The sequence below is a fragment of the Mesorhizobium sp. CNPSo 4670 genome, from assembly GCF_057784235.1.
Window position 1 is genome coordinate 21,298 of sequence record NZ_JBWJFQ010000019.1, and the last position, 19,813, is coordinate 41,110.

Sequence of the window (19,813 nt, forward strand, 5' to 3'; positions counted from 1 at the left end):
CGCCTCAAACCGGCGGGTTGTGTGGCTGAAACATCTTGCCGCGTTCGGCGATCAGGATCATCACAAGCGCTGCCACGGAGACGCTGCAAAAGCCGGCGGCCAACGGCGTTACCGTGCCGTTGAAGGCCTGGCCGATCAGCGTGCCGAGAATGCCGCCGAGAAATGTCTGCATGAAACCCAATATGGATGACGCCGTGCCGGCGAGTTGGCCGAGCGGTTCCATGGCCAGCGCATTGAAATTCGCGCCGAGCGCCCCGAACGGAAGCATGGCACTGGCAAAAAGCGTGATGAACAGCCAGAGCGGCATCTTCATTTCCAGGGAAACCACCAGCCAGACCAGGCTGATGGTCAAAAACAGCAGCAGCGCGGTCTGCGACAGTCGGCGCATGCCGATGCGCCCGACAAGGCGTGAGTTCAAATAGTTGGAAAAAGCCAGCACGCCGGCGACACCGGCGAAGATCACCGGGAACATCTCGCCGACATTGAAGACGTCGACATAGATCTGCTGTGCCGAGGCGATGAAGCCGAACATGGCGCCGACGATGAACGTGCTGGCGAAGGCGTAGCAGAGCGCCATGCGGTTGGTCAGCACGATGCGGAAGCCGCCAACGACCGATGAAACCGTCAGCGGCCTGCGATACTCCGGATGCAGCGTCTCGGGCAGGCGCAGCAGCGACCACGCCGACACGATCAGCGCGCCGACAGCCATGGTGACGAAGATCCAATGCCAGGTTGCAAACAGCATGATGAACTGGCCGATCCCCGGCGCAATGACAGGTATGGCCATGAACACCATGAAGATCAGCGACATCACCTCGGCCATGCGCCGGCCGTCGAACGTATCGCGCACGATCGAGATGGCGATGACGCGGGTGGCGGCAGCGCCAATGCCTTGCACGGCGCGGCACAGCAGCAGTGTCTCAAAGCTTGGCGCAACGGCGGCCGCCGCAGCCGCGGCGACATAGATCACCAGCCCGGCAACTAGCGGTGCGCGCCGTCCGAAACGATCCGACAGCGGACCGAAAAAGAGCTGGCCGCCGCCGAAGCCCAGAATATAGGCTGTTATGACATATTGCCGATGGTTTTCGTTCTCGACGCCCAGCGAGGCGCCGATCTGTTGCAGAGCCGGCAACATGATGTCGATGGCCAGCGAGTTCAGCGCCATCAGCGCGGCGCACAGCGCAATGAACTCCCAGCGCGGAATGGGCAGTTTGCTTGCCGATTGCGGCGCTATTGTCGGTTGGTCCACGGCAAGTCCGATCTCTCAAACGAAAACGCGCCGGCGGGCCGGCGCATTGGCTCGTCTTGGTCCCGGTATCAGGGACAAAAAAATTGCCGAGGAGGGGCTGCCCGGGCGCCTGGCGCATGGACTGAAAATCGAGATCGATTTTCGGTCCGTGCAAAAACAGAATCAGGCGGCGCCTTTGACGCCGACGCCCTTCTCGACGAGGAACGTCTGCAGTTCGCCTGCCTGGAACATCTCGCGGATGATGTCGCAGCCGCCAACGAATTCACCCTTGACGTAAAGCTGTGGGATCGTCGGCCAGTTGGAGTATTCCTTGATGCCCTGGCGCAGCTCGGCCGAGGTCAGCACGTCCACGCCTTTGTAGTCGGCGCCGATATAGTCGAGGATCTGGACGACCTGGCCGGAAAATCCGCACTGCGGAAAGCCGGGCGTGCCCTTCATGAAAAGGACGACGTCGTTGCCCTTCACTTCATTGTCGATGTAGTCGTTGATGCCGCTCATAAAATATCCTTTCCCGCCTGTGGGAGTCAGGCTCGAAACATACCTTTCAAATAAACCCAACGATTGCTCGAAACAAGACGTTAGCCGTGCCGTAGCTGAAATGGCGCAAAGGATGGGCCGTTTTGGGCCAAGCGGTCTTCGCTGCTGCTGGTCAAGCGGTCTTATTCTGGTGCGGGTTAGTCGGGAACGCTGGTCTGCAGTGCCAGTGCGTGCAGCACGCCGCCCATATTGCCTTTCAGCGCGTCATAGACCATCTGGTGCTGCTGCACGCGGCTCTTGCCGCGAAAGCTCTCGGCCACCACCTCGGCCGCGTAGTGGTCGCCATCACCGGCCAGATCGCGGATCGTCACCTTGGCGTCCGGAATGCCGTCCTTGATCAGTTTTTCGATGTCGTGGGCATCCATTGCCATGGCAAAATCCTGTTTCGAGCGGCCGGTAGCGGCCATAAGCTAAGAGTCGGACGAGCCTAAAGCCTTTCTGGTCCGGATTGAAGCCGTTCAGTCCTGCCACCGGCAAGAAGGCGCTGGGGCTTCAGGGGCCGACTTAGGCTGGCGGGCTTGCTTGGTCCTCGGCAGCATCCTCGCGCGTCGAAAAGGCGCGACCAAGGCTGAAGGCCAGCACGTAGAGCGGAATGTTGATAATCAGGCTGACGATGGGGAGATAGCTCGTCATTTGCCAGGCGGGCGAGAAGAATGGCTGACCGTAGCCATCGCAGGCAAGCGAAGAGCCATATTCCCACAACGCTCCAACGATCATCGCGGCGGCGAAAAGCTTGATGCAGGTGACAATATGCCTTGCTCGTCCCGGATCCGGCGCAAGGCGGCCCCACAACACCAGGCAAACGATCGGAACCGCGTAGATGAAGTTCTGGGCGACAAGCATCGGAATGGTGCCGTTGGCCGCGGCAAGGAACTCGGCACGTGTTTCCAGCCGCGCGCAAACCTCGCTCGAGGTCGTTGACAGCAGGAACAGGACGAACGGCCCGAGGAACCAGAAGAAGAACAGCGACGGCCAGAAAACGACTGCAAGCAGCGCCCGCGCAGCCAGTTTGCTCAACTGGCCTGATCCATAAAGCGGGGGAACCAGCCTTCGTGCGCCGCGCTCAGTTCGCTGACCGGGATCGCCCGCGCCTCGCCAAGCTTCAGCGCGCTGCCGCCGGTCGAACCGATCCACGGCGCGAAGATGCGCAGTTCGCCTTGCTGCTTGCGAATGGCGTCCCATTCATCGCTATCCGGATCGATCGACAGCGTCAGGAGATAGCGGCCCTGGTCCTCGCCGAACCAGACCGGGATCGGGTCGGTGCCGACAAGGCCGGGAACCGTGGCGCCGATGCCCGACGCCATCGCCATCTCGGCCAGAGCCACGGCGATGCCTCCGTCGGAAACGTCATGCGCCGCGGTGACGATGCCGGACGCGATCAGCGCGCGCACATGGTCGCCGACGCGCTTTTCATGGTCGAGATCGACCGGCGGCGGCGGACCGTCGCTGCGCCCATGAATGTCTCTGAAATAGACCGACTGGCCGAGATGCGTTCCCCAGGAAGCGGGCGCGCCGACCAGCAGGATCATCTGGCCTTGCGCCGCAAAACCGGTGCGCACCATCTTCGACCAGTCGGCGATCAGGCCGACACCACCGATGGTCGGTGTCGGCAGAATGCCCTGGCCGTTGGTCTCGTTGTAGAGCGAGACATTGCCGGAGACGATCGGGAAGCCGAGCGCGCGGCAGGCGTCGCCAATGCCTTTTACCGCGCCGACCAACTGGCCCATGATCTCAGGCCGCTCCGGATTGCCGAAATTGAGATTGTCGGTGGCCGCCAACGGCAGAGCGCCGGTGGCGGTCAGGTTGCGCCAGCATTCGGCCACCGCCTGCTTGCCACCCTCGTAGGGGTCGGCCTCGCAATAGCGCGGGGTGACGTCGGAGGAGAAGGCGAGCGCCTTGGTCGGATGGCCGTCGACGCGCACCACGCCGGCATCGCCGCCGGGAAGCTGCAGGGAATTGCCCTGGATCAGGGTGTCGTACTGCTCCCACACCCAGCGGCGCGACGATAGATCCGGTCCGCCGAGCAGCTTCAACAGCGCCTCGGCGACATCGGCCTGAGGAACGTCATTGGCGGCAAGCGGTGCGGGCTTCTTTGGTTCGACCCAAGGACGATCATACTCCGGTGCCTTGTCGCCGAGATCCTTGATCGGCAGGTCGGCGACCTCATCGCCCTGGTGCAGCACGCGAAAACGCAGATCGTCGGTGGTCTTGCCGACGATGGCGAAGTCGAGGCCCCATTTGTGGAAGATCGCCTCGGCTTCCTTTTCCTTTTCGGGGCGCAGCACCATCAGCATGCGCTCCTGGCTTTCCGACAGCATCATCTCATAGGCGCTCATGCGCTCTTCGCGCACCGGCACCTTGTCGAGATCGAGTTCGATGCCGAGATCGCCCTTGGCGCCCATCTCGACCGCCGAGCAGGTGAGGCCGGCCGCACCCATGTCCTGGATAGCGATGACGGCACCCGAGGCCATCAGTTCGAGGCAGGCTTCCAGCAGGCACTTTTCGGTGAAGGGGTCGCCGACCTGCACGGTCGGGCGCTTCTCGTCGATCTTGTCATCGAATTCGGCCGACGCCATGGTGGCGCCGCCGACGCCATCGCGGCCGGTCTTGGCGCCGAGATAGACGACCGGCAGGCCGACGCCCTTGGCTTCCGACAGGAAGATGGCGTCTGTCTTGGCAATGCCCGCAGCAAAGGCGTTGACCAGGATGTTGCCGTTGTAGCGGGCGTCGAAATTGACCTCGCCGCCCACCGTCGGCACGCCGAAGGCGTTGCCGTAGCCGCCGACGCCGGAAACCACGCCAGAGACCAGGTGCCTGGTCTTGGGATGGTCGGGCGCGCCGAAGCGCAGCGCATTCATCGCCGCGACCGGCCTGGCGCCCATGGTGAAGACGTCGCGCAAGATGCCGCCGACGCCGGTCGCCGCACCCTGGTAGGGCTCGATGAAGGACGGATGGTTGTGGCTCTCCATCTTGAAGACGACGCAGTCGCCGTCACCGATGTCGACCACGCCGGCATTCTCGCCCGGTCCCTGGATGACTTGCGGGCCAGTGGTCGGCAAGGTGCGCAGCCATTTCTTCGAGGATTTGTACGAGCAATGCTCGTTCCACATCGCCGAGAAGATGCCGAGTTCGGTGAAGCTCGGCTCACGACCGACGAGGTCGAGAATACGCTGATACTCGTCGGGCTTCAGCCCATGCGCTGCGATGAGCTCGGGGGTGATCGGCACGGAATTGGAAATGGTCATGGGCGGCGGTTTTTATCCGGAGCGTTGGGATTTGAGTCCCGTCTTATCGCAAGCCTTGCGGCCGATACACCCCATGGATCGACGAAAAACGCAGGAAAACCGGACAAAGCCACCGGGCAATCCCGGGTAGCCAGCGATCCCTTCAGGAGCGAGCTGCTTCGGGCTCAGGAAAAACTGTCGTAGCCGGCGCGGCCCTCATCCAGAAGCCGCCGGATCACCGCGACGCCTTCGGCGATGTCCTTGCGTTGTCTTGGCTGTGAAACGCCGAAGCGGACGCCGTGGAAAACCTGCTCGGAGCGGCCGGCCTTGAACTCGTCCTCGTCGTCGATCAGAACCCCATGTTCGAGACAGGCATTCTTGAAGGTGCCGGAAAGCCAGGGGTCGGGCAGGGTCAGCCAGACAAAGGGCACCTTTTCGTGTGACTTGAACGCGAAGCCGGCCAGCGTCTCGCGCACGATGGCAATCCGGGCGCTGATTTCGGCGATACTGCGTTTGCGTATCTCGTCCGCCTGGCCGGACAGCACCAGCCTTGTATTCACCTCCGCCAGCAGGAAGGGCATGCCGCCGGTCATCATCTTATGGGCGACGCGGATGCGATGGCGATAGGCGGGCGGGCAGGACAGCCAGCCGCCGCGCACACCCGCCGCGACCGATTTCGACAGGCCGCCAGCGACAATGGTGCGTTCGGGCGCATATTCGGCCAGCAGCGGTGTCGGATCATCGGTCAGGTTGCCGTAGAGATCGTCCTCGATGAGAACGACATTGTATTCGCGCGCGACACGAGCGATCGCCTCGCGGCGCGCCGCCGACAAGGTCACCAGCGTGGGATTCTGCGCCGTTGGCATCAGGAAGATCATCCTGGGATGCTTCTGCGCGCAGACGCGCTCGAAATCGGCCGGGTCGATGCCCTGGTCATCCGACGCCACCAGCGCGGTGCGCCGGCCGATCAGACCGGCGCTGCGGGAAATCTGCGAGTAGGTGAGGTGCTCGAAGGCGACATAATCGCCGGGCGTTGTCAGCGCTGCGATCGCCGCCATCACAGCGGCATGGGTGCCCAGCGTTGGAACGATGGCGTCGGCGTTCGGGCGAAACGAATTGCGCGACAGCCAGCGGGCGCCGGCTTCGTACCAGCGGTCTGGAAAATCCCTCGTGTAGCTTGAAATCTCATGCGGATAATCCTGCGCCGCGCGCGATAGGACATCGGCGACTATGGCGCCCTGGCCGATGTCGGGCGCGGCCGTGCTGTCGAAACGCAGCTTGCCGCGCGGCGCATCGATATAGCGCGTGCCTTCGCCGCTGACGTCTGAGGCCAGCGAGTTCGGCCTCGCATCATCGGCGCGCTGGCCGAGCACATAGGTTCCACGCCCGACTTCGCCGCTCACCAGCCCGCGCTCGCGCAGCAATTGATAGGCCCGGCCGACGGTGCCGACGGTGGTGCCGATGTCGTAGGCGAGGTCGCGTTGCGGCGGCAGCTTTGCCCCGGCGTCGATCACGCCCCGGTCGATGTCCGTTTCGATGGAATCCGCAAGCCGTTGATATAGCGGCCCGGAGCCGGCGGTGAGATCTGGAAGCCAATTTGTCATGGTGACAATTTTCTATATTGCACCGAATTATGAGTCAATACATATCAATCACGCACGAAAAAGGGTGCAATTGGGAATTCTGGTAGAAAGAAAATGAATACAATCGCGACAATCAGCCATTCGAGAGCCGAGTTATCGGGTCAATCGACACGCCCATCGGACCGGCGCGGCTTTGCCGGCCGTCTGGTGCATGTGGTCCGGTCGGTGGCGAAATGGATCGACCATCTGCTGGAACGCCGGCGCAGCCGGCTGGTATTGCTTGAGATGACCGATGATCAGCTCAAGGATATCGGTGTGTCGCGCTGCGACGCTCACCGCGAGGCCATCAGACCGTTCTGGGACTGACCATGATCCCAAGACGCGGGACCGGAGTCCGCACAACTAGCGGACGCTGGATGTTCTGATGCGTGCAACGCCGTGGTCGACAAGGATTGCGATCACGCACAGCACCAGAAAAAGCCCGGTGATGGCCGCCGCCGAGATGGCGACGCTGGCTGCGCCGTTCTTGGCGACGTCGAGGAAAGGGTAGGGCACCTCGCCGGCAAACGGCGCCCGCGCCAGCGCATAGATCAGATAGGCCACGGGATAGAGCATCCACCAGGAAATGTCGCTCCACCGCGTCCTGCCGTCGGCGCCTGCGACCAGCCACCACAGCACGAACAGCACCGGCGTCACATAGTGCAGCAGGACGTCGCAGAGCAGGAACAGACCCTGTGGGTGCCAGAGCTGCGCCAGAACCGTCGCATAGACGATGAACACCAGAGTGATCGAAACGGCGATGCCCGCGCGTATCCGGAATCCCGCGAAGGCAGGCAGCCACGCGTAGCCGGTGGACGACAGCAGCGAGGTGTGGACGAGCACCGCGCCGATATTGGTCAGAATGGTGAAGAAGCTGAAAAGGAAGACGATGGAGCCGAGCAGGCTGCGGCCTGCTTCCATCGACGCCGGAATGCTGATGCAGAACTGCAGGACAAGTCCGGCCAGACCGATGACCAGACCCGCGATCTGCAGGAACCGGCCCATTGCCCTATGCAGCCGCCGCGCAGGAGGGATTGCCCGCCTGCCAGCGGGCAATATCGGAGCCGATGCGCGCACCGAGCGGGCCGTCGATCAGCGGTCCAAACGCGTCGACGCGGCTCGAATTGCCTTGTGCCTGCACGACCAGCAGTGGTTTGCCGCCATAATGCTTGGCCGGCACCAGCAGGAAGCGCGGCGTGCCGCTGTACGAATTCAGCTCGTTGGCCATCTGGTACTGCTTGAAGGCCGGGTCCTTGCTGGCGATCCAGCATTTGTGGGCCGATATCGCCACCTGTTCCATGGCCAGCAACGAGGCACTTTTGCCCGAGGGGACGGGCGCGCTTTTCGGGCTCGACTGGCAGGACGCCAGCGCGAAGCCCGCTGCGGCGACCAGCGCGATCGTCTTGCTCCTGCTCAAGCGGCACCCATCTCAAGTTCGGACAGGAAGATCTTCAACCCGTCGTTCATTTCGCCCCACACCCGCGACAATGCCGGATGCTGAGAGGCGATCTGTTCGTAGGCATCGAATTTGGGGTAGGCGTCGAGCAGGTCGTGGTGCCCTGTCATGGCCCGAAACTGGTTGAAGATGAACCGCGTCGGCGTCAGCCAGGCATCGGCGAAGCTGATGTCGTTGCCGAGCGCGAAGGGGCCTTGCGCCATGCGTTCCTCGATCGCCGCCAGCCCGTGGTGCAGGCGAGCGAACTGGGCGTCGATCTCGGCATTGTTTCGCTTGGGCACGAAATGAAGCTCGAAAAGCTTCATCGTCGGGGTCAGCACGTCGAGATCGGTGATGCGGGCGAACATGCGCACCAGCGCGCGATCCTTGGAATCGGGCGGCAGCAGCGCCGGCTCCGGAAAGCGTTCCTCGAGATATTCGGCGATGACCACCGATTCGACGATCGTTTCACCCGAGCCGGTGATCAGCACCGGAATCCGGTTGAGCGGTGAGATGGCGCGAAACTCTTCCGGGATCGGAAAACCGGGCGGTGGGGCGATGATCTTGAGCGGTACATCCTTGATGTAGGCCAGCGCCCGCACGATCGACGAGTAGGGCGACAACGGCCGCGAATAGAGTTTCATGACCGTCTCTCTCCCTCATGAAGCGGACTTGCCCAATGGCTGGAATGTCCGGCTGTTTTTCAGGCTGTTCGCCTTGATGATATCAGGCAGCAATGCCAAGCGCGCCCTCGAACAGCGCCCGGCCGTCGCTGCCGCCATGGGCTGCTTCGATCAGGTTTTCCGGGTGCGGCATCAAGCCGAGCACATTGCCGCGTTCGTTGATGATGCCGGCAATGTCGTTGATCGAGCCGTTGGGGTTGGTGCCTTCGGCATAGCGGAACACCACCTGGCCTTCGCCCTCGAGGCGGGCAAGTGTGTCGGCGTCGGCGAAATAGTTGCCGTCATGATGCGCCACCGGCGTGCGGATGATCTGGCCCGGCTGGTAGCGGCGGGTGAACATGGTGTTGGCGTTAGTGATCTGCAGCTTCACCTGCCGGCAGACGAATTTGAGCGAGGTGTTGCGCATCAGCGCCCCCGGCAGTAGCCCGGCCTCAACCAGGATCTGGAAGCCGTTGCAGACGCCGATGACCATCACGCCCTTGGCCGCCTGTTCGGCAACCGCCCGCATCACCGGCATGCGCGCGGCAATCGCGCCGCAGCGCAGATAATCGCCGAAGGAAAAACCGCCGGGAATGGCGATCAGGTCGACATCCGGGATTTCGGTATCGGTCTGCCAGACGGTGATCGGCGGCTTTCCGGAAATCTTGGTCAGCGCCGCGATCATGTCGCGGTCGCGGTTGAGGCCAGGCAGAAGGACGACGGCGGATTTCATGGCAATTCCCGTTCGAGCATCTGAACCAGATACCGGGGTGAAACGTGGTTGGTCAACCAGACGCCGTTGTCGGAGAGAAAGAATGACGCCCCGTCCTTCGTCATGGTTGCCGAGTCGACCTGCAGGATAACACTTTTTCCATTACGACGCCGTGCGACGATCAGAGCCGTTTCGACGTCCTTTGACAAGTGAACATGCTGGCGTGACTGGCTGGTGAGGCCCTCTCCGAGAATGCTGGGGAGAAACTCTTCCTTGGTGCCGTGGTAGAGGATATCGGGTGGCACGGATGGCGACAGACCGAGATCGACATCGACACTGTGGCCCTGCACGGCGCGGATGCGATTGCCGTCGGTGGCAAACCGTTTTTTCGGGTTCTCTTCGACGATGCGTGCAACATCGGCGACCGATGCGCCGAACTTTGACTGGATGACCGCGCAGAGCGCGCCAAAGTCGGCCCAGCCGTTTTCGTCGAGCGACAATCCCGCTTCCTGCGGCGCGTGCCGCAGGACCAGGCTCATGAATTTTGAAATCTGTGTGTCGTTCGGCATGGCGGCAAGGCGGTTTCAGCCCCAAATGCCGAACTGGTGTCACGTCGGCTCATAAGGCTTTTGTGCTTCGGCAAGTTCGCGCAGGTCGAGACGTCTGTCGATGCGTTCAAGACGCTCGTCTTGTCGGGCTAGAATGCCGTAGACATTGTGGATATCGCTTTGCGTTGCCACCATGTGGCCCCGCATCACATTCAACTCCCGTTTCGTCTCGGAAACATCCTGACGAAGCTCACCGATTTCGTGATGCACGCGCTTCAGAAGCTCGAACATCAACTCATTCGTGACTTCTGACATAGTGCCTCCGACACAACCTCAGGTAATGGCCACACTATAATTCTCGATCACCGTATTCGCCAGCAGCTTGTCGCACATGGCTTTGAGATCGGCCTCGGCCTTTGCCTTGTCGCTCTCGGCCAGCTCGACGTCGAACACCTTGCCCTGCCGCACCGCGCCAACGCCGCCGAAACCCAGTCCGGACAGCGCGTGTTCGATTGCCTTGCCTTGCGGGTCGAGCACGCCGTTCTTGAGGGTGACGGTAATGCGGGCCTTGATCACGCTGGACATGCTCCTGTTCTCAAAATCGGGACGCAAGCCGCTATCAGTGCGGCTTGCCTTTGACGCCTTCGGTCGAGGCGACAAGCACAGGGCCAGAGGGGCGCGGCGGCTCGTTCTCGTTCATGATGCCGAGGCGGCGGGCAACTTCCTGGTAGGCTTCGACGAGGCCGCCCATATCACGGCGGAAACGGTCCTTGTCGAGCTTGTCGTGCGTCGCCACGTCCCACAGACGGCAGGAATCCGGCGAAATCTCGTCGGCGACGACGATGCGCATCATGTCGCCTTCGAACAAGCGGCCGCATTCGATCTTGAAATCGACGAGCTGGATGCCGACGCCCATGAACAGGCCGGAGAGGAAGTCGTTGACGCGAATGGCGAGCGCCATGACGTCGTCGATTTCCTGCGGGCTCGCCCAGCCGAACGCCGTGATGTGCTCTTCCGACACCATTGGATCGTCAAGCGCGTCGGCCTTGTAATAGAATTCGATGATCGAGCGCGGCAAAACCGTGCCTTCCTCGATGCCGAGGCGCTTGGACAGCGAACCGGCGGCGACATTGCGCACCACCACTTCGAGCGGAATGATCTCGACTTCCTTGATCAACTGCTCGCGCATGTTGAGCCGGCGGATGAAGTGGGTCGGGATGCCCATACGGTTGAGATGGTTGAAAATGTGCTCGGAAATACGGTTGTTGAGCACGCCCTTGCCGTCGACGACTTCATGTTTCTTCTTGTTGAACGCGGTTGCGTCGTCCTTGAAGAACTGGATGAGCGTACCCGGCTCGGGTCCCTCATAGAGGATCTTGGCCTTGCCTTCATAAATGCGGCGGCGATTTTTCATCTGATTTTTTCTCTGGGGTTCCGGACAGGCGGCAATCGACCATTTCCTGTCCGTCTGCCTGAAATAGTGCGGCTACGGTAGGGTTCAATGCCGGGTCTATCCCAATCACATCATTTGCTCAATCGGCAAATCCTTCCAATCAACCGCTTTCGGGACTGAAATGCCGCAGCGCAGCATGCAACGAAGCGTATTGACCGGCTCGCGACCTTTTGGTTTGTGCTTCCCCAACACATATACGTCATCACCAGCGAATCGATTTCCATCGGAGGGATGCCATGAGCAGCATGAAGGATCGCGAAGAGGGCTTTGAACGCAAGTTCGTATTCGACGAGGAACTTCGGTTCAAGGCCTCGGCGCGCCGCAACAGGGCGCTCGGCCTGTGGGCCGCCGAAAAGCTTGGAAAGTCGGGCGCCGATGCCGACGCCTATGCCAAGCAAGTGGTCGTCGCCGACATCGAGGAAGCCGGCGATCACGACGTGTTCCGCAAGATCCGCAAGGATTTCGACGACGCCGGTGTCGACCAGTCTGACCACCAGATCCGCCGCACCATGGACGAGCTGATGGCGCAGGCCATCGAGCAGATCAAGAACACCTGATCCGACCACGCGCTGGACCAATCGACCGCCCGACCTATCCGGGCGGTTTTTCTTTGCCTTGCAGCGGTTTCCGGCTGAAACTGCGATCCTTAACAAGGAAAGAGTAGATGTCCCTTAAGTCCCGCCTTGCAGCCGACGAAACGCTGTTCACCGCATGGTCCGGCGTGCCGGATGCCCTGACTGTCGAGATCGTCGCCAAGCAGGGCTTCGATGCCGTCACCCTCGACATGCAGCATGGCGGCCATCATGAGGACAGCGTGCTGCGCGGTCTGGTCCCGGTGCTCGCCGCAAACAAGCCGGCGCTAGTGCGGATTCCAGTCGGCCGCTTCGACATGGCAAGCCGCGCGCTCGACTTCGGCGCCGAGGCAGTCATTGCGCCGATGGTGAACTCGGTGGCCGATGCAAAACTGTTCGCCGCCGCCATGAAATACCCGCCGCTCGGCGAGCGGTCGTGGGGCCCGACCTATGCCTTTCCGCGCCATGGCAAGGGCGACCAGGCTGAATGGCTGCGCGACACCAATCAGCGCATCATGGCCTTCGCCATGGTCGAGACGCGTGCTGCCCTCGATGCGCTCGACGGCATCCTAGACACGCCGGGCATCGACGGCATCTTCCTCGGCCCGTCGGATTTCTCGATCGCCTGGAGCAACGGCGCGACCATCAATTCGACGCTGGAAAGCATGATGGAAACGGTGGCGTCGGTCGCCGAGCGCACCCGCAAGGCGGGAAAACATGCGGCGATCTATGTTGTCGACCCGGCAATTGCCGGTCGCGTCGTCTCAATGGGCTATCGGCTGCTGGCCATGGGCTCGGAGCACGCGCTGATCGGGCTCGGCGCAAAAACCCTGTTGAAGAGTGTCAGGGATTCGATCGGCGCCTGAGCAAGTTCAGGGTTTCAGATCCGTCAGGAACTTGGCGAAGGTCATCGAGCCCTCGGGCCACGGACCAAAGCCGGAATCCGCGTTGAGGTGACCGGTCTCGCCGGCGTCGATGAACAGCGAGCCCCAGGCGCCGGCAATGTCCTCGGCGACATCGAAGGCGCAGAACGGATCGTTGCGGCTGGCGATCACGATCGAAGGAAAGGGCAGCGGCTCGCGCGGATAGGGACCGAAGGTCATCAGGTGCCGGGGTTTGATCCCGGGGTTGGCGACGTCGGGCGGCGCCACGAAGAAGGCGCCGGCGACCGGCTTCTGGAACTGCGGCATGGCCTGCACTGCCGCGGCCACACCCAGGGAATGCGCGACGATGACGACCGGCCGCTCGGCCTCGTTGACCGCCTTGGCCACGCTCGCCGTCCAGTCCTCGCGCACCGGTTTGGACCACTCCGCCTGCTCGACGCGGCGCGCCGTCGACAGCTTCGACTGCCAGCGGCTCTGCCAATGGTCCGGGCTGGAATTGGTGTAGCCCGGCACGATGAGAATATCTGCTTCCTTGACCTTCATGGCGCTGAAATAGCGAGCGGCGTCGCTTCGTGCAACGGCCATGAATCGCGCTCTTGATCACAAATAGTGAACACGATGTTCGCTTCTTCAAGTCTTGTGTGAACGATGCCGATGGACGATTTGTCGTCAGGAGAGAGAAACAGCCGTGTGCGGGGTCCCATGCGCGGCGTACAATGATTGGCGGCGCGGGGCTCTTTGTCTTGGAGGTTTCACCGCAGGCCGGCCGAACGGAGAATTTGATGAGCGAATTGCCTTTTGCCGCCACGACACCCGTCAGCGTTGCCCGCGTCGGGCTGAAGGCGCGCGACGCCGAAAGTCTTGCCGCCTATTATCGCAGCGTCGTCGGCCTGCAGGAACTGAGCCGCTCCGATGGCGCGATCACGCTCGGGGCCGGCAACCGTCCGTTGCTGGTCATCGAGGCGGATGCGGCGGCAAAGCCGGATGATCCGCAAAGTGCGGGCCTGTTCCACACCGCTTTCCTGTTGCCCAGCCGCGCCGATCTCGGCCGCTGGATCAACCATGCCATCGCCGACAAGATCGCCATCGAGGGGGCCTCCGACCATCTGGTCAGCGAAGCGCTCTACCTGACCGATCCCGAAGGCAACGGCATCGAGATCTACGCCGACCGCCGTCCGCACGACTGGAAGTGGAATGGCGACAAGATTGCCATGACGACCGAGCGGCTGAACATTCCGTCTATCGTTGCCGAGGTGCCGGCGGGTGACGCCGGTTGGCAGGGCGCGCCGGAAAACAGCATTGTCGGCCATGTCCACCTGCGTGTCGGCAGGCCGGAAGACGCCGAAGCCTGGTGGAACCAGGAATTCGGCTTCGACACGGTGGCGAAATATGGCCGCCAGGCGGTGTTCCTGTCGTCGGGCGGCTATCACCACCACATCGGCGCCAATGCCTGGCGCAGTCCCGGCGCCGGCCGCCGCGATCCGAGCCGGTCGGGTCTGGCCTGGGTCGAAATGCGTTCGGACAATGTAACCAGCCCGGTAGCCCGCGAAGACCCGTGGGGGACTGTGATCAACACCGTTCCCGGCAAGGCCTGATTGCCATTTGGAGAGCGTCTTTCTCCCCGTATAGCGACGGGCAGAAGGAAAGCTCGCCTCAGGCTTCCCCGAACACCCGCTTGAAGATCGTGTCGACATGCTTGGTATGGTAGCCGAGGTCGAATTTCTCGCGGATTTCGGCTTCGGGCAAGGCGGCGGTCACTTCCTTGTCGGCCAATAGTTCTTCAAGAAAATCAGCGCCTTGCTCCCACACCTTCATGGCGTTGCGCTGAACCAGTCGGTAAGAATCTTCCCGTGACAGGCCGGCCTGCGTCAGCGCCAGCATGACGCGCTGCGAATGCACGAGGCCGCGGAACTTGTTCATGTTCTTCAGCATGTTGTCGGGGTAGACGAGCAGCTTGTCGACGACGCTTGTCAACCGTGACAGGGCGAAATCCAGCGTCACCGTGGCGTCCGGGCCGATCATGCGCTCGACCGACGAGTGCGAAATATCGCGCTCATGCCAGAGCGCCACGTTCTCCATCGCCGGCAGCGCCATGGACCGCACCATGCGGGCCAGGCCGGTGAGGTTTTCGGTCAGCACCGGATTGCGCTTGTGCGGCATCGCCGACGAGCCCTTTTGACCCGGCGAGAAATACTCTTCCGCCTCCAGCACTTCGGTGCGCTGCAGGTGCCGGATCTCGATCGACAGCCGCTCGATCGATGAGGCGATGACGCCGAGCGTGGCGAAAAACATGGCGTGGCGGTCGCGCGGAATCACTTGCGTCGACACCGGTTCCGGCTTCAGCCCGAGCTTTGCCGCCACATGTTCCTCTACATAGGGCTCAATGTTGGCAAAGGTGCCGACCGCGCCCGAAATGGCGCAGGTGGCGATGTCTTCCCGCGCGTGCACCAGCCGCTCGCGGCAGCGCGAGAACTCGGCATAGGCCTGCGCCAGCTTGATGCCGAAGGTTGTCGGCTCGGCATGAATGCCATGGCTGCGGCCGATGGTGACGGTGTCCTTGTGCTCGAAGGCACGGCGCTTGAGTGCGGCAAGCAGGCCATCGATGTCGGCGAGCAGGATGTCGCTGGCCCGGGTAAGCTGCACGGCAAAGCAGGTGTCGAGAACGTCCGATGAGGTCATGCCCTGGTGGATGAAGCGGGCGTCGGGTCCGACGAATTCAGCAAGATGAGTGAGGAAGGCGATAACGTCATGCTTGGTGACGCGCTCGATCTCGTCGATCGCTTCCACGTTGAATTTTGCAGCACTGCCCTTTTCCCAGATGGTTTTTGCCGCTTCCCTGGGGATGACACCGAGTTCTGCCAGCGCATCGCACGCATAAGCTTCGATCTCGAACCAGATGCGGAACCGGGTTTCGGGCGACCAGATGGCGACCATTTCCGGCCGGGAATAACGAGGGATCATCGGTCAGTCCTGACTTGTCGAGGAGTTTTGCCCGCGTCCTAACAGAGGTGGGCAAAATGCTCAACGTCGCTGCCGCGCAAACCAGACGCTCGCGGCAAACAAGGCGGCGAAACCGAGTGGAAAATAGTGCCGGATGCCCAGCACTGCGAACTGGTAAAGCGCAATCAAGATCGTGAAGACGAACTGGATGGCCCAGTTGCGGGTGAAAGCCGGTGCGTGCCACTCGGCATAGTAGGAGCGGTATTGCAAGGCGTACAGCCCGCCCGTCAGGCCGATGGTCGCGCCGAGCAGGCACACGAACGCCGCCGCGAACGCAACCTCCCAGCGCCTGCCGAGCGAGACCAGCCGCGCCGCGAACAGGCCAAGCGGAAAGGCAAGTGCTCCGCCGCAGGCATAGAGCAGCGCCACGGTGACGATTTTTTCAGGCGTCTCCCAGTCATCCAAAAGCAGGGTGACGAGCGCGCTGGCGCCCATCGCCACCGCCCACAACAAGGCGCCGAAAAGCGCTGTACGCGGCGCCGGTATGGCGCGGCGAAGGCGGCTCATGGCACGATTGCGCCCAGCGGGTTGAACAAGCGATGTCACAGGCGGCCGGTCACTGCGATCCAGCGAAAGTTCGGCCCCTCGAAGCCGTATTGGCGCACGCTGATCAGCACCGCGTAACCGCTGAGACTATCCATTGAAAACGTCTGCACCGCGCCGATCCGGTACCCGTTCGGACACCCCCGGCTCTTGGGGATCGACTTGTCCTCGTGCAACAGCTTGGTCGTGCCGCCATCCTGCGCCTCGATGCGCAGCAACCGGAAGCCGTTGATCTCGCCCTGGCTCTCGCAGCCTTCGGTGTTGTTCATGCCGACCTCGTCGAGTCGGAATTCAAGCGGCTGGTCGACCGGCGAAAAAATCGGCCGTGGGTTGACCGCCATCCGGTGCGGATCGGCCGAAAGCTCGGTCACCGGGTTGAAGCCCGCGGTGACGCCCCTGTTCGCCGCCAACTCAGCCTGTTTGACGATCGCTTCGCCTTTCTGCCGGGCCTCGAGGCGGGCCGCTTCGAGCGTGGCATTCTCATCGTCGATCCGGACCCTGATCGGCGTTCCTTTGAGAAAGCTGTCGTCGTTCGTGTCGATATAATAACGGTTGGCATACGGGAATCCCGAGCCGTCCTGGACGCCATATTCCTCGAAGGCGAAGACGCCGCCGTCCTTGGTGAAGCCGAGGATTTCAAGCTCGGCAACATCGCCGGCATGGGCGGCGATGGACGTTGCAAATTGTGCAAGCAGGGCAACGACAAACAGGAAGAGCAGTCGCATCGGTTTTCACTCCGGCAGCCGTGATCGTTTGAATCCCCTAAAGCGCGTCGCGTTTGAACGGATTCAAGCGACGCGCTTTAGGTTTTTGTTTCTATGCATGTCGTTCTCTCAGAACCGGGGCCACTTCTGAGCGACATGCATTAGCACGACAGAATCAAAACGTCGTGCAGTCCGAGAGCCGATGCATCCAATCGGCCGGTCATTTGTTATTGTCGGCAATCCAATGGAGAACCACCATGACCGACACGAGCAAAATTCGTGAGCATATGGAAGTCATCGGCGCCGATGGCGTGCATGTCGGCACCGTCGACAAGGTTGACGGGAAGCGGATCAAGCTGACCAAGGCCGACAGCGGCGAGGGTGCTCACAAGGGCCACCACCACTACATTTCCCTGGCTCTGGTTGCCGAGGTCGACGGCAAGAAGGTGTGGCTGTCGGCGAATTCCGATGTCGCGGTGACCTTCGAGGAAGAAAAGTCCGATCCCGTCTGATCGGCTGCTTCAGCCCAAGCGCGACGACCAGACCGGAAACAGGTCGTCATCGGCAGGCGTCGCGGCAAACACGCCACGACTGATGGCGCGCGCCATCGTGGCGCCGGCCGCGGCATAGAGGTCGATCGCCGCATCGGCCGTAAGCTCGACACCACTGGTACCCGTCGCCAGCGCAAACACCAGGTCGCCGTCGGCCGGCGTGTGCGTCGGCCAGATGGCGCGCACGAACCCGTCATGCGCTGCTATCGCCAGTCGTTTTGCGGCGGCCTTGGTGAGAACCGCGTCCGTGGCAACGACGGCGATGGTGGTGTTGCCACCGGTCTCCATCTGCCTGCCGACATGCTTGTCGCGGTATTTCAACAGGATCCGTTTCGCGTCGTCCGGCATCGGCGAGGGGTAGCCAAGTCCGCCGAATTCGTCGCCGATTTCGAAGGGTGCTGCCCAGAAATGGCGGGTTCGGCTGATGGTCACCGAGCCGGTCGGGTTGACGGCCGCCAGCGCGCCGATGGTGATGCTATTGTCGAGCAGCGTCGAGGCCGAGCCGAGGCCGCCCTTCAAACCCGAGGTGAGCGCACCGGTGCCGGCTCCGATCGTGCCGAGCGGGAAATCGGGAGTGGCGGCTTGCGCTGCTTCATAGCCGAGGTCGCGGTAGGGTGGATAACGGCCCCAACCCTTGTCGCCGCCATTGCGCAGATCGAACAGGATCGCCGCCGGCACGATCGGCACGCGAAAGCCACCGACTTCGAGCCCGATGCCGCGCTCGCGCAGCGCCGCCTGCACGCCGGATGCCGCATCGAGACCGAAAGCCGAACCGCCTGAAAGCACCACCGCGTGGACCGCCTCGACCGAATTGTGCGGCTCGAGCAGATCTGTCTCGCGGGTGCCCGGCGCACCGCCCAGGATCTGGACGCCGGCTACCGCCGGCTCGTCGCAAAGGATGGTCGTGACACCGGACTTCAGCCTGGCGTCGGAAGCGTTGCCGACCCGCAGGCCGGCAACATCGGTGATTAGATTGCGCGGGCCGGTGCGAAACATCAGTTGCTTTCCAAGGGCGCAAAACGCGTGCCGTCGAAGCGGAAGACGCGGTACGGGCTTTGGCTGAGGTCGCCTTTCGCGTCGAAGCGGACCGGCCCGATCGCGGTGGTGAAATCGTGGCCGTTCAGCGCGTCGGCCAGCGGCTTGCCCGAAGTTTCAGACAGGCCTGATGCTGCCTTGGCGATCTCGACCGCTGCGTAGGCCGGCAGTGTGTAGCCGTCCGGCACGATCCTCCGTGCGGAGAAGCTTTCCAGCACTTTTGGATCGGCGATATCGGCCCATTCAGGCGGTGCGATCATCAGCGTGCCCGTCGCATAGGGCACATCGCCGGGCGGCGTGCGCAGATTTTCGCCCCCGGCGAACACGATACCGGCAGAGAGTTGCGCCGCGTCACGGCCCATGATGGCGACATCGTCGCCGTCGCCGCCCGCAAAGACATGCGTCGCGCCGGCCTTCTTCAGCCGGCCGACCAGGCCGATCTGGTTGTCGAGCTGCGGCCGGAACGTATCGACGAAAACCGGCTTCAGCGCGGCCTGTTCGGCCGCTGCCCGAAACGTCTCGGCCATTTCGCGGCCATAGATGGTGCCGTCATCGATGATGGCGAACAGTTCGTCCTGCCACAGGCGGGTGAGGCTGGCGGCGACCGCATTGCGCTCGTCGTCGCCGCGTGGCCCGAGACGATAGACTGGCCAGCCGGTCTTGGCGCGCCGGTCGGTCAGGCTTTCGGTTCGCACGCCAACGGTGATGACCGGAATGTTGGCGTCTTTCAAGATCGGCATCGCCGCCTCGATCGCGTCGGTGCAGAGAAAGCCGACCACCACAGTGACCTTGGCCGCCACGAATTCCCTGGCCGCGGCAGCACCGCCATCGGCAGTGCAGGCGTCATCGATGGTTTTGAGTTCGATGCCGTTCGCTTCGGCTGCGAGACTGGTGCCGGCGTCGATCTGCTTGCCGAGGATGGCAGATGGTCCGGACAAGGGCGCAGCCACGCCCACCAGCAGCGTCTGCGCGCTGGCAACGCTGGCCATGAACAGCCAGGCCAGTGCGGCAGATATCGTTACCCTGGGGCGCATTCTGGTGATGAATTCCTCCCAACTGGCGACGTCTCGCAGGCGCCAATT

At 62.4% G+C, this 19,813-nt stretch carries 25 protein-coding genes; 5 read left to right on the top strand and 20 right to left on the bottom strand.

Annotation, left to right across the window (positions count from 1 at the left end; genetic code table 11):
• Window positions 1-4: 4 nt before the first annotated feature.
• The 6 genes from AC0ZT5_RS26470 to AC0ZT5_RS26495 all read right to left on the bottom strand — a co-directional run bounded on the left by AC0ZT5_RS26470 (window position 5) and on the right by AC0ZT5_RS26495 (window position 6,614).
• Window positions 5-1,249 (bottom strand): multidrug effflux MFS transporter, encoded by a 1,245-nt coding sequence (locus AC0ZT5_RS26470; RefSeq protein WP_488498836.1) that lies wholly within the window; start codon window positions 1,247-1,249, stop codon window positions 5-7.
• A 162-nt stretch (window positions 1,250-1,411) separates the two neighbouring features.
• A complete protein-coding gene (gene grxD, locus AC0ZT5_RS26475) occupies window positions 1,412-1,747 on the bottom strand; it encodes a Grx4 family monothiol glutaredoxin (protein WP_095085430.1) in 336 nt (111 codons plus the stop codon).
• A gap of 176 nt (window positions 1,748-1,923) precedes the next feature.
• Complete coding sequence (locus AC0ZT5_RS26480) at window positions 1,924-2,157, bottom strand: BolA/IbaG family iron-sulfur metabolism protein (RefSeq protein WP_010909092.1); 234 nt, start codon at window positions 2,155-2,157, stop codon at window positions 1,924-1,926.
• Window positions 2,158-2,290: 133 nt separating this feature from the next.
• On the bottom strand, window positions 2,291-2,803 hold the full coding sequence (locus AC0ZT5_RS26485) for a hypothetical protein (RefSeq protein WP_488498837.1): 513 nt from the start codon (window positions 2,801-2,803) through the stop codon (window positions 2,291-2,293).
• Window positions 2,800-5,031 carry a phosphoribosylformylglycinamidine synthase subunit PurL gene (purL, locus tag AC0ZT5_RS26490; protein ID WP_488498838.1) on the bottom strand — a complete coding sequence of 744 codons (2,232 nt, stop codon included), beginning with the start codon at window positions 5,029-5,031 and terminating at the stop codon, window positions 2,800-2,802. The genes AC0ZT5_RS26485 and purL overlap by 4 nt, the downstream gene beginning before the upstream one ends.
• Before the next feature lie 164 nt (window positions 5,032-5,195).
• On the bottom strand, window positions 5,196-6,614 hold the full coding sequence (locus AC0ZT5_RS26495; protein WP_488498839.1) for an aminotransferase-like domain-containing protein: 1,419 nt from the start codon (window positions 6,612-6,614) through the stop codon (window positions 5,196-5,198).
• Between the two features lie 93 nt (window positions 6,615-6,707).
• On the opposite strand from AC0ZT5_RS26495, the gene AC0ZT5_RS26500 reads away from it, so the two are divergent.
• Window positions 6,708-6,959 carry a DUF1127 domain-containing protein gene (locus tag AC0ZT5_RS26500; protein WP_488498840.1) on the top strand — a complete coding sequence of 84 codons (252 nt, stop codon included), beginning with the start codon at window positions 6,708-6,710 and terminating at the stop codon, window positions 6,957-6,959.
• 36 nt (window positions 6,960-6,995) lie between these two features.
• Here AC0ZT5_RS26500 and AC0ZT5_RS26505 read toward each other — a convergent pair whose 3' ends face one another.
• The 8 genes from AC0ZT5_RS26505 to purC form a co-directional block, all read right to left on the bottom strand.
• The gene (locus tag AC0ZT5_RS26505; RefSeq protein WP_488498841.1) at window positions 6,996-7,637 is read right to left on the bottom strand and encodes a Pr6Pr family membrane protein; all 642 of its coding nucleotides are present in this window, start codon (window positions 7,635-7,637) and stop codon (window positions 6,996-6,998) included.
• Between the two features lie 4 nt (window positions 7,638-7,641).
• Window positions 7,642-8,049 (bottom strand): hypothetical protein, encoded by a 408-nt coding sequence (locus tag AC0ZT5_RS26510; RefSeq protein ID WP_488498842.1) that lies wholly within the window; start codon window positions 8,047-8,049, stop codon window positions 7,642-7,644.
• The gene (locus tag AC0ZT5_RS26515; RefSeq protein WP_488498843.1) at window positions 8,046-8,711 is read right to left on the bottom strand and encodes a glutathione S-transferase family protein; all 666 of its coding nucleotides are present in this window, start codon (window positions 8,709-8,711) and stop codon (window positions 8,046-8,048) included. Before AC0ZT5_RS26515 ends, AC0ZT5_RS26510 begins: the two co-directional genes overlap by 4 nt.
• A gap of 82 nt (window positions 8,712-8,793) precedes the next feature.
• Entirely contained in the window at window positions 8,794-9,462 is a 669-nt protein-coding gene (purQ, locus tag AC0ZT5_RS26520) for a phosphoribosylformylglycinamidine synthase subunit PurQ (RefSeq protein ID WP_488498844.1), read from the bottom strand.
• Window positions 9,459-10,010, bottom strand: a complete 552-nt coding sequence (locus tag AC0ZT5_RS26525) for an RNA 2'-phosphotransferase (RefSeq protein WP_488498845.1) — start codon at window positions 10,008-10,010, stop codon at window positions 9,459-9,461. The genes purQ and AC0ZT5_RS26525 overlap by 4 nt, the downstream gene beginning before the upstream one ends.
• A gap of 39 nt (window positions 10,011-10,049) precedes the next feature.
• Window positions 10,050-10,304: a hypothetical protein gene (locus tag AC0ZT5_RS26530; protein WP_095085485.1), complete on the bottom strand. Its 255-nt coding sequence runs from the start codon at window positions 10,302-10,304 to the stop codon at window positions 10,050-10,052.
• Window positions 10,305-10,322: 18 nt separating this feature from the next.
• Window positions 10,323-10,565, bottom strand: a complete 243-nt coding sequence (purS, locus tag AC0ZT5_RS26535; protein ID WP_023759521.1) for a phosphoribosylformylglycinamidine synthase subunit PurS — start codon at window positions 10,563-10,565, stop codon at window positions 10,323-10,325.
• A 43-nt stretch (window positions 10,566-10,608) separates the two neighbouring features.
• Entirely contained in the window at window positions 10,609-11,403 is a 795-nt protein-coding gene (purC, locus tag AC0ZT5_RS26540; RefSeq protein WP_477287813.1) for a phosphoribosylaminoimidazolesuccinocarboxamide synthase, read from the bottom strand.
• A gap of 275 nt (window positions 11,404-11,678) precedes the next feature.
• Between purC and AC0ZT5_RS26545 the strand changes: the two genes are divergently transcribed.
• Both AC0ZT5_RS26545 and AC0ZT5_RS26550 read left to right on the top strand, forming a co-directional pair.
• On the top strand, window positions 11,679-11,999 hold the full coding sequence (locus tag AC0ZT5_RS26545) for a DUF1476 domain-containing protein (RefSeq protein WP_488498846.1): 321 nt from the start codon (window positions 11,679-11,681) through the stop codon (window positions 11,997-11,999).
• 107 nt (window positions 12,000-12,106) lie between these two features.
• A complete protein-coding gene (locus AC0ZT5_RS26550) occupies window positions 12,107-12,880 on the top strand; it encodes an HpcH/HpaI aldolase family protein (RefSeq protein WP_488498847.1) in 774 nt (257 codons plus the stop codon).
• Window positions 12,881-12,886: 6 nt separating this feature from the next.
• On the opposite strand, the gene AC0ZT5_RS26555 is transcribed toward AC0ZT5_RS26550, so the two are convergent.
• Window positions 12,887-13,441 (bottom strand): RBBP9/YdeN family alpha/beta hydrolase, encoded by a 555-nt coding sequence (locus AC0ZT5_RS26555; RefSeq protein ID WP_488498933.1) that lies wholly within the window; start codon window positions 13,439-13,441, stop codon window positions 12,887-12,889.
• Between the two features lie 239 nt (window positions 13,442-13,680).
• On the opposite strand from AC0ZT5_RS26555, the gene AC0ZT5_RS26560 reads away from it, so the two are divergent.
• The gene (locus AC0ZT5_RS26560) at window positions 13,681-14,493 is read left to right on the top strand and encodes a VOC family protein (protein WP_488498848.1); all 813 of its coding nucleotides are present in this window, start codon (window positions 13,681-13,683) and stop codon (window positions 14,491-14,493) included.
• Between the two features lie 58 nt (window positions 14,494-14,551).
• Here AC0ZT5_RS26560 and purB read toward each other — a convergent pair whose 3' ends face one another.
• From purB to AC0ZT5_RS26575, 3 genes are read right to left on the bottom strand one after another with little or no spacing between them, the layout of a single operon-like run.
• A complete protein-coding gene (gene purB, locus AC0ZT5_RS26565) occupies window positions 14,552-15,859 on the bottom strand; it encodes an adenylosuccinate lyase (RefSeq protein ID WP_488498849.1) in 1,308 nt (435 codons plus the stop codon).
• A 60-nt stretch (window positions 15,860-15,919) separates the two neighbouring features.
• Complete coding sequence (locus AC0ZT5_RS26570; protein WP_488498850.1) at window positions 15,920-16,405, bottom strand: hypothetical protein; 486 nt, start codon at window positions 16,403-16,405, stop codon at window positions 15,920-15,922.
• A 35-nt stretch (window positions 16,406-16,440) separates the two neighbouring features.
• Entirely contained in the window at window positions 16,441-17,166 is a 726-nt protein-coding gene (locus tag AC0ZT5_RS26575; protein ID WP_488498851.1) for a DUF2259 domain-containing protein, read from the bottom strand.
• Between the two features lie 236 nt (window positions 17,167-17,402).
• Here AC0ZT5_RS26575 and AC0ZT5_RS26580 point away from each other — a divergent pair, with 236 nt between their 5' ends.
• The gene (locus AC0ZT5_RS26580) at window positions 17,403-17,657 is read left to right on the top strand and encodes a DUF2171 domain-containing protein (protein WP_184870741.1); all 255 of its coding nucleotides are present in this window, start codon (window positions 17,403-17,405) and stop codon (window positions 17,655-17,657) included.
• Between the two features lie 9 nt (window positions 17,658-17,666).
• On the opposite strand, the gene AC0ZT5_RS26585 is transcribed toward AC0ZT5_RS26580, so the two are convergent.
• A complete protein-coding gene (locus AC0ZT5_RS26585; protein ID WP_488498852.1) occupies window positions 17,667-18,692 on the bottom strand; it encodes a P1 family peptidase in 1,026 nt (341 codons plus the stop codon).
• Complete coding sequence (locus tag AC0ZT5_RS26590; protein ID WP_488498853.1) at window positions 18,692-19,765, bottom strand: branched-chain amino acid ABC transporter substrate-binding protein; 1,074 nt, start codon at window positions 19,763-19,765, stop codon at window positions 18,692-18,694. Before AC0ZT5_RS26590 ends, AC0ZT5_RS26585 begins: the two co-directional genes overlap by 1 nt.
• Window positions 19,766-19,813 lie beyond the last annotated feature (48 nt).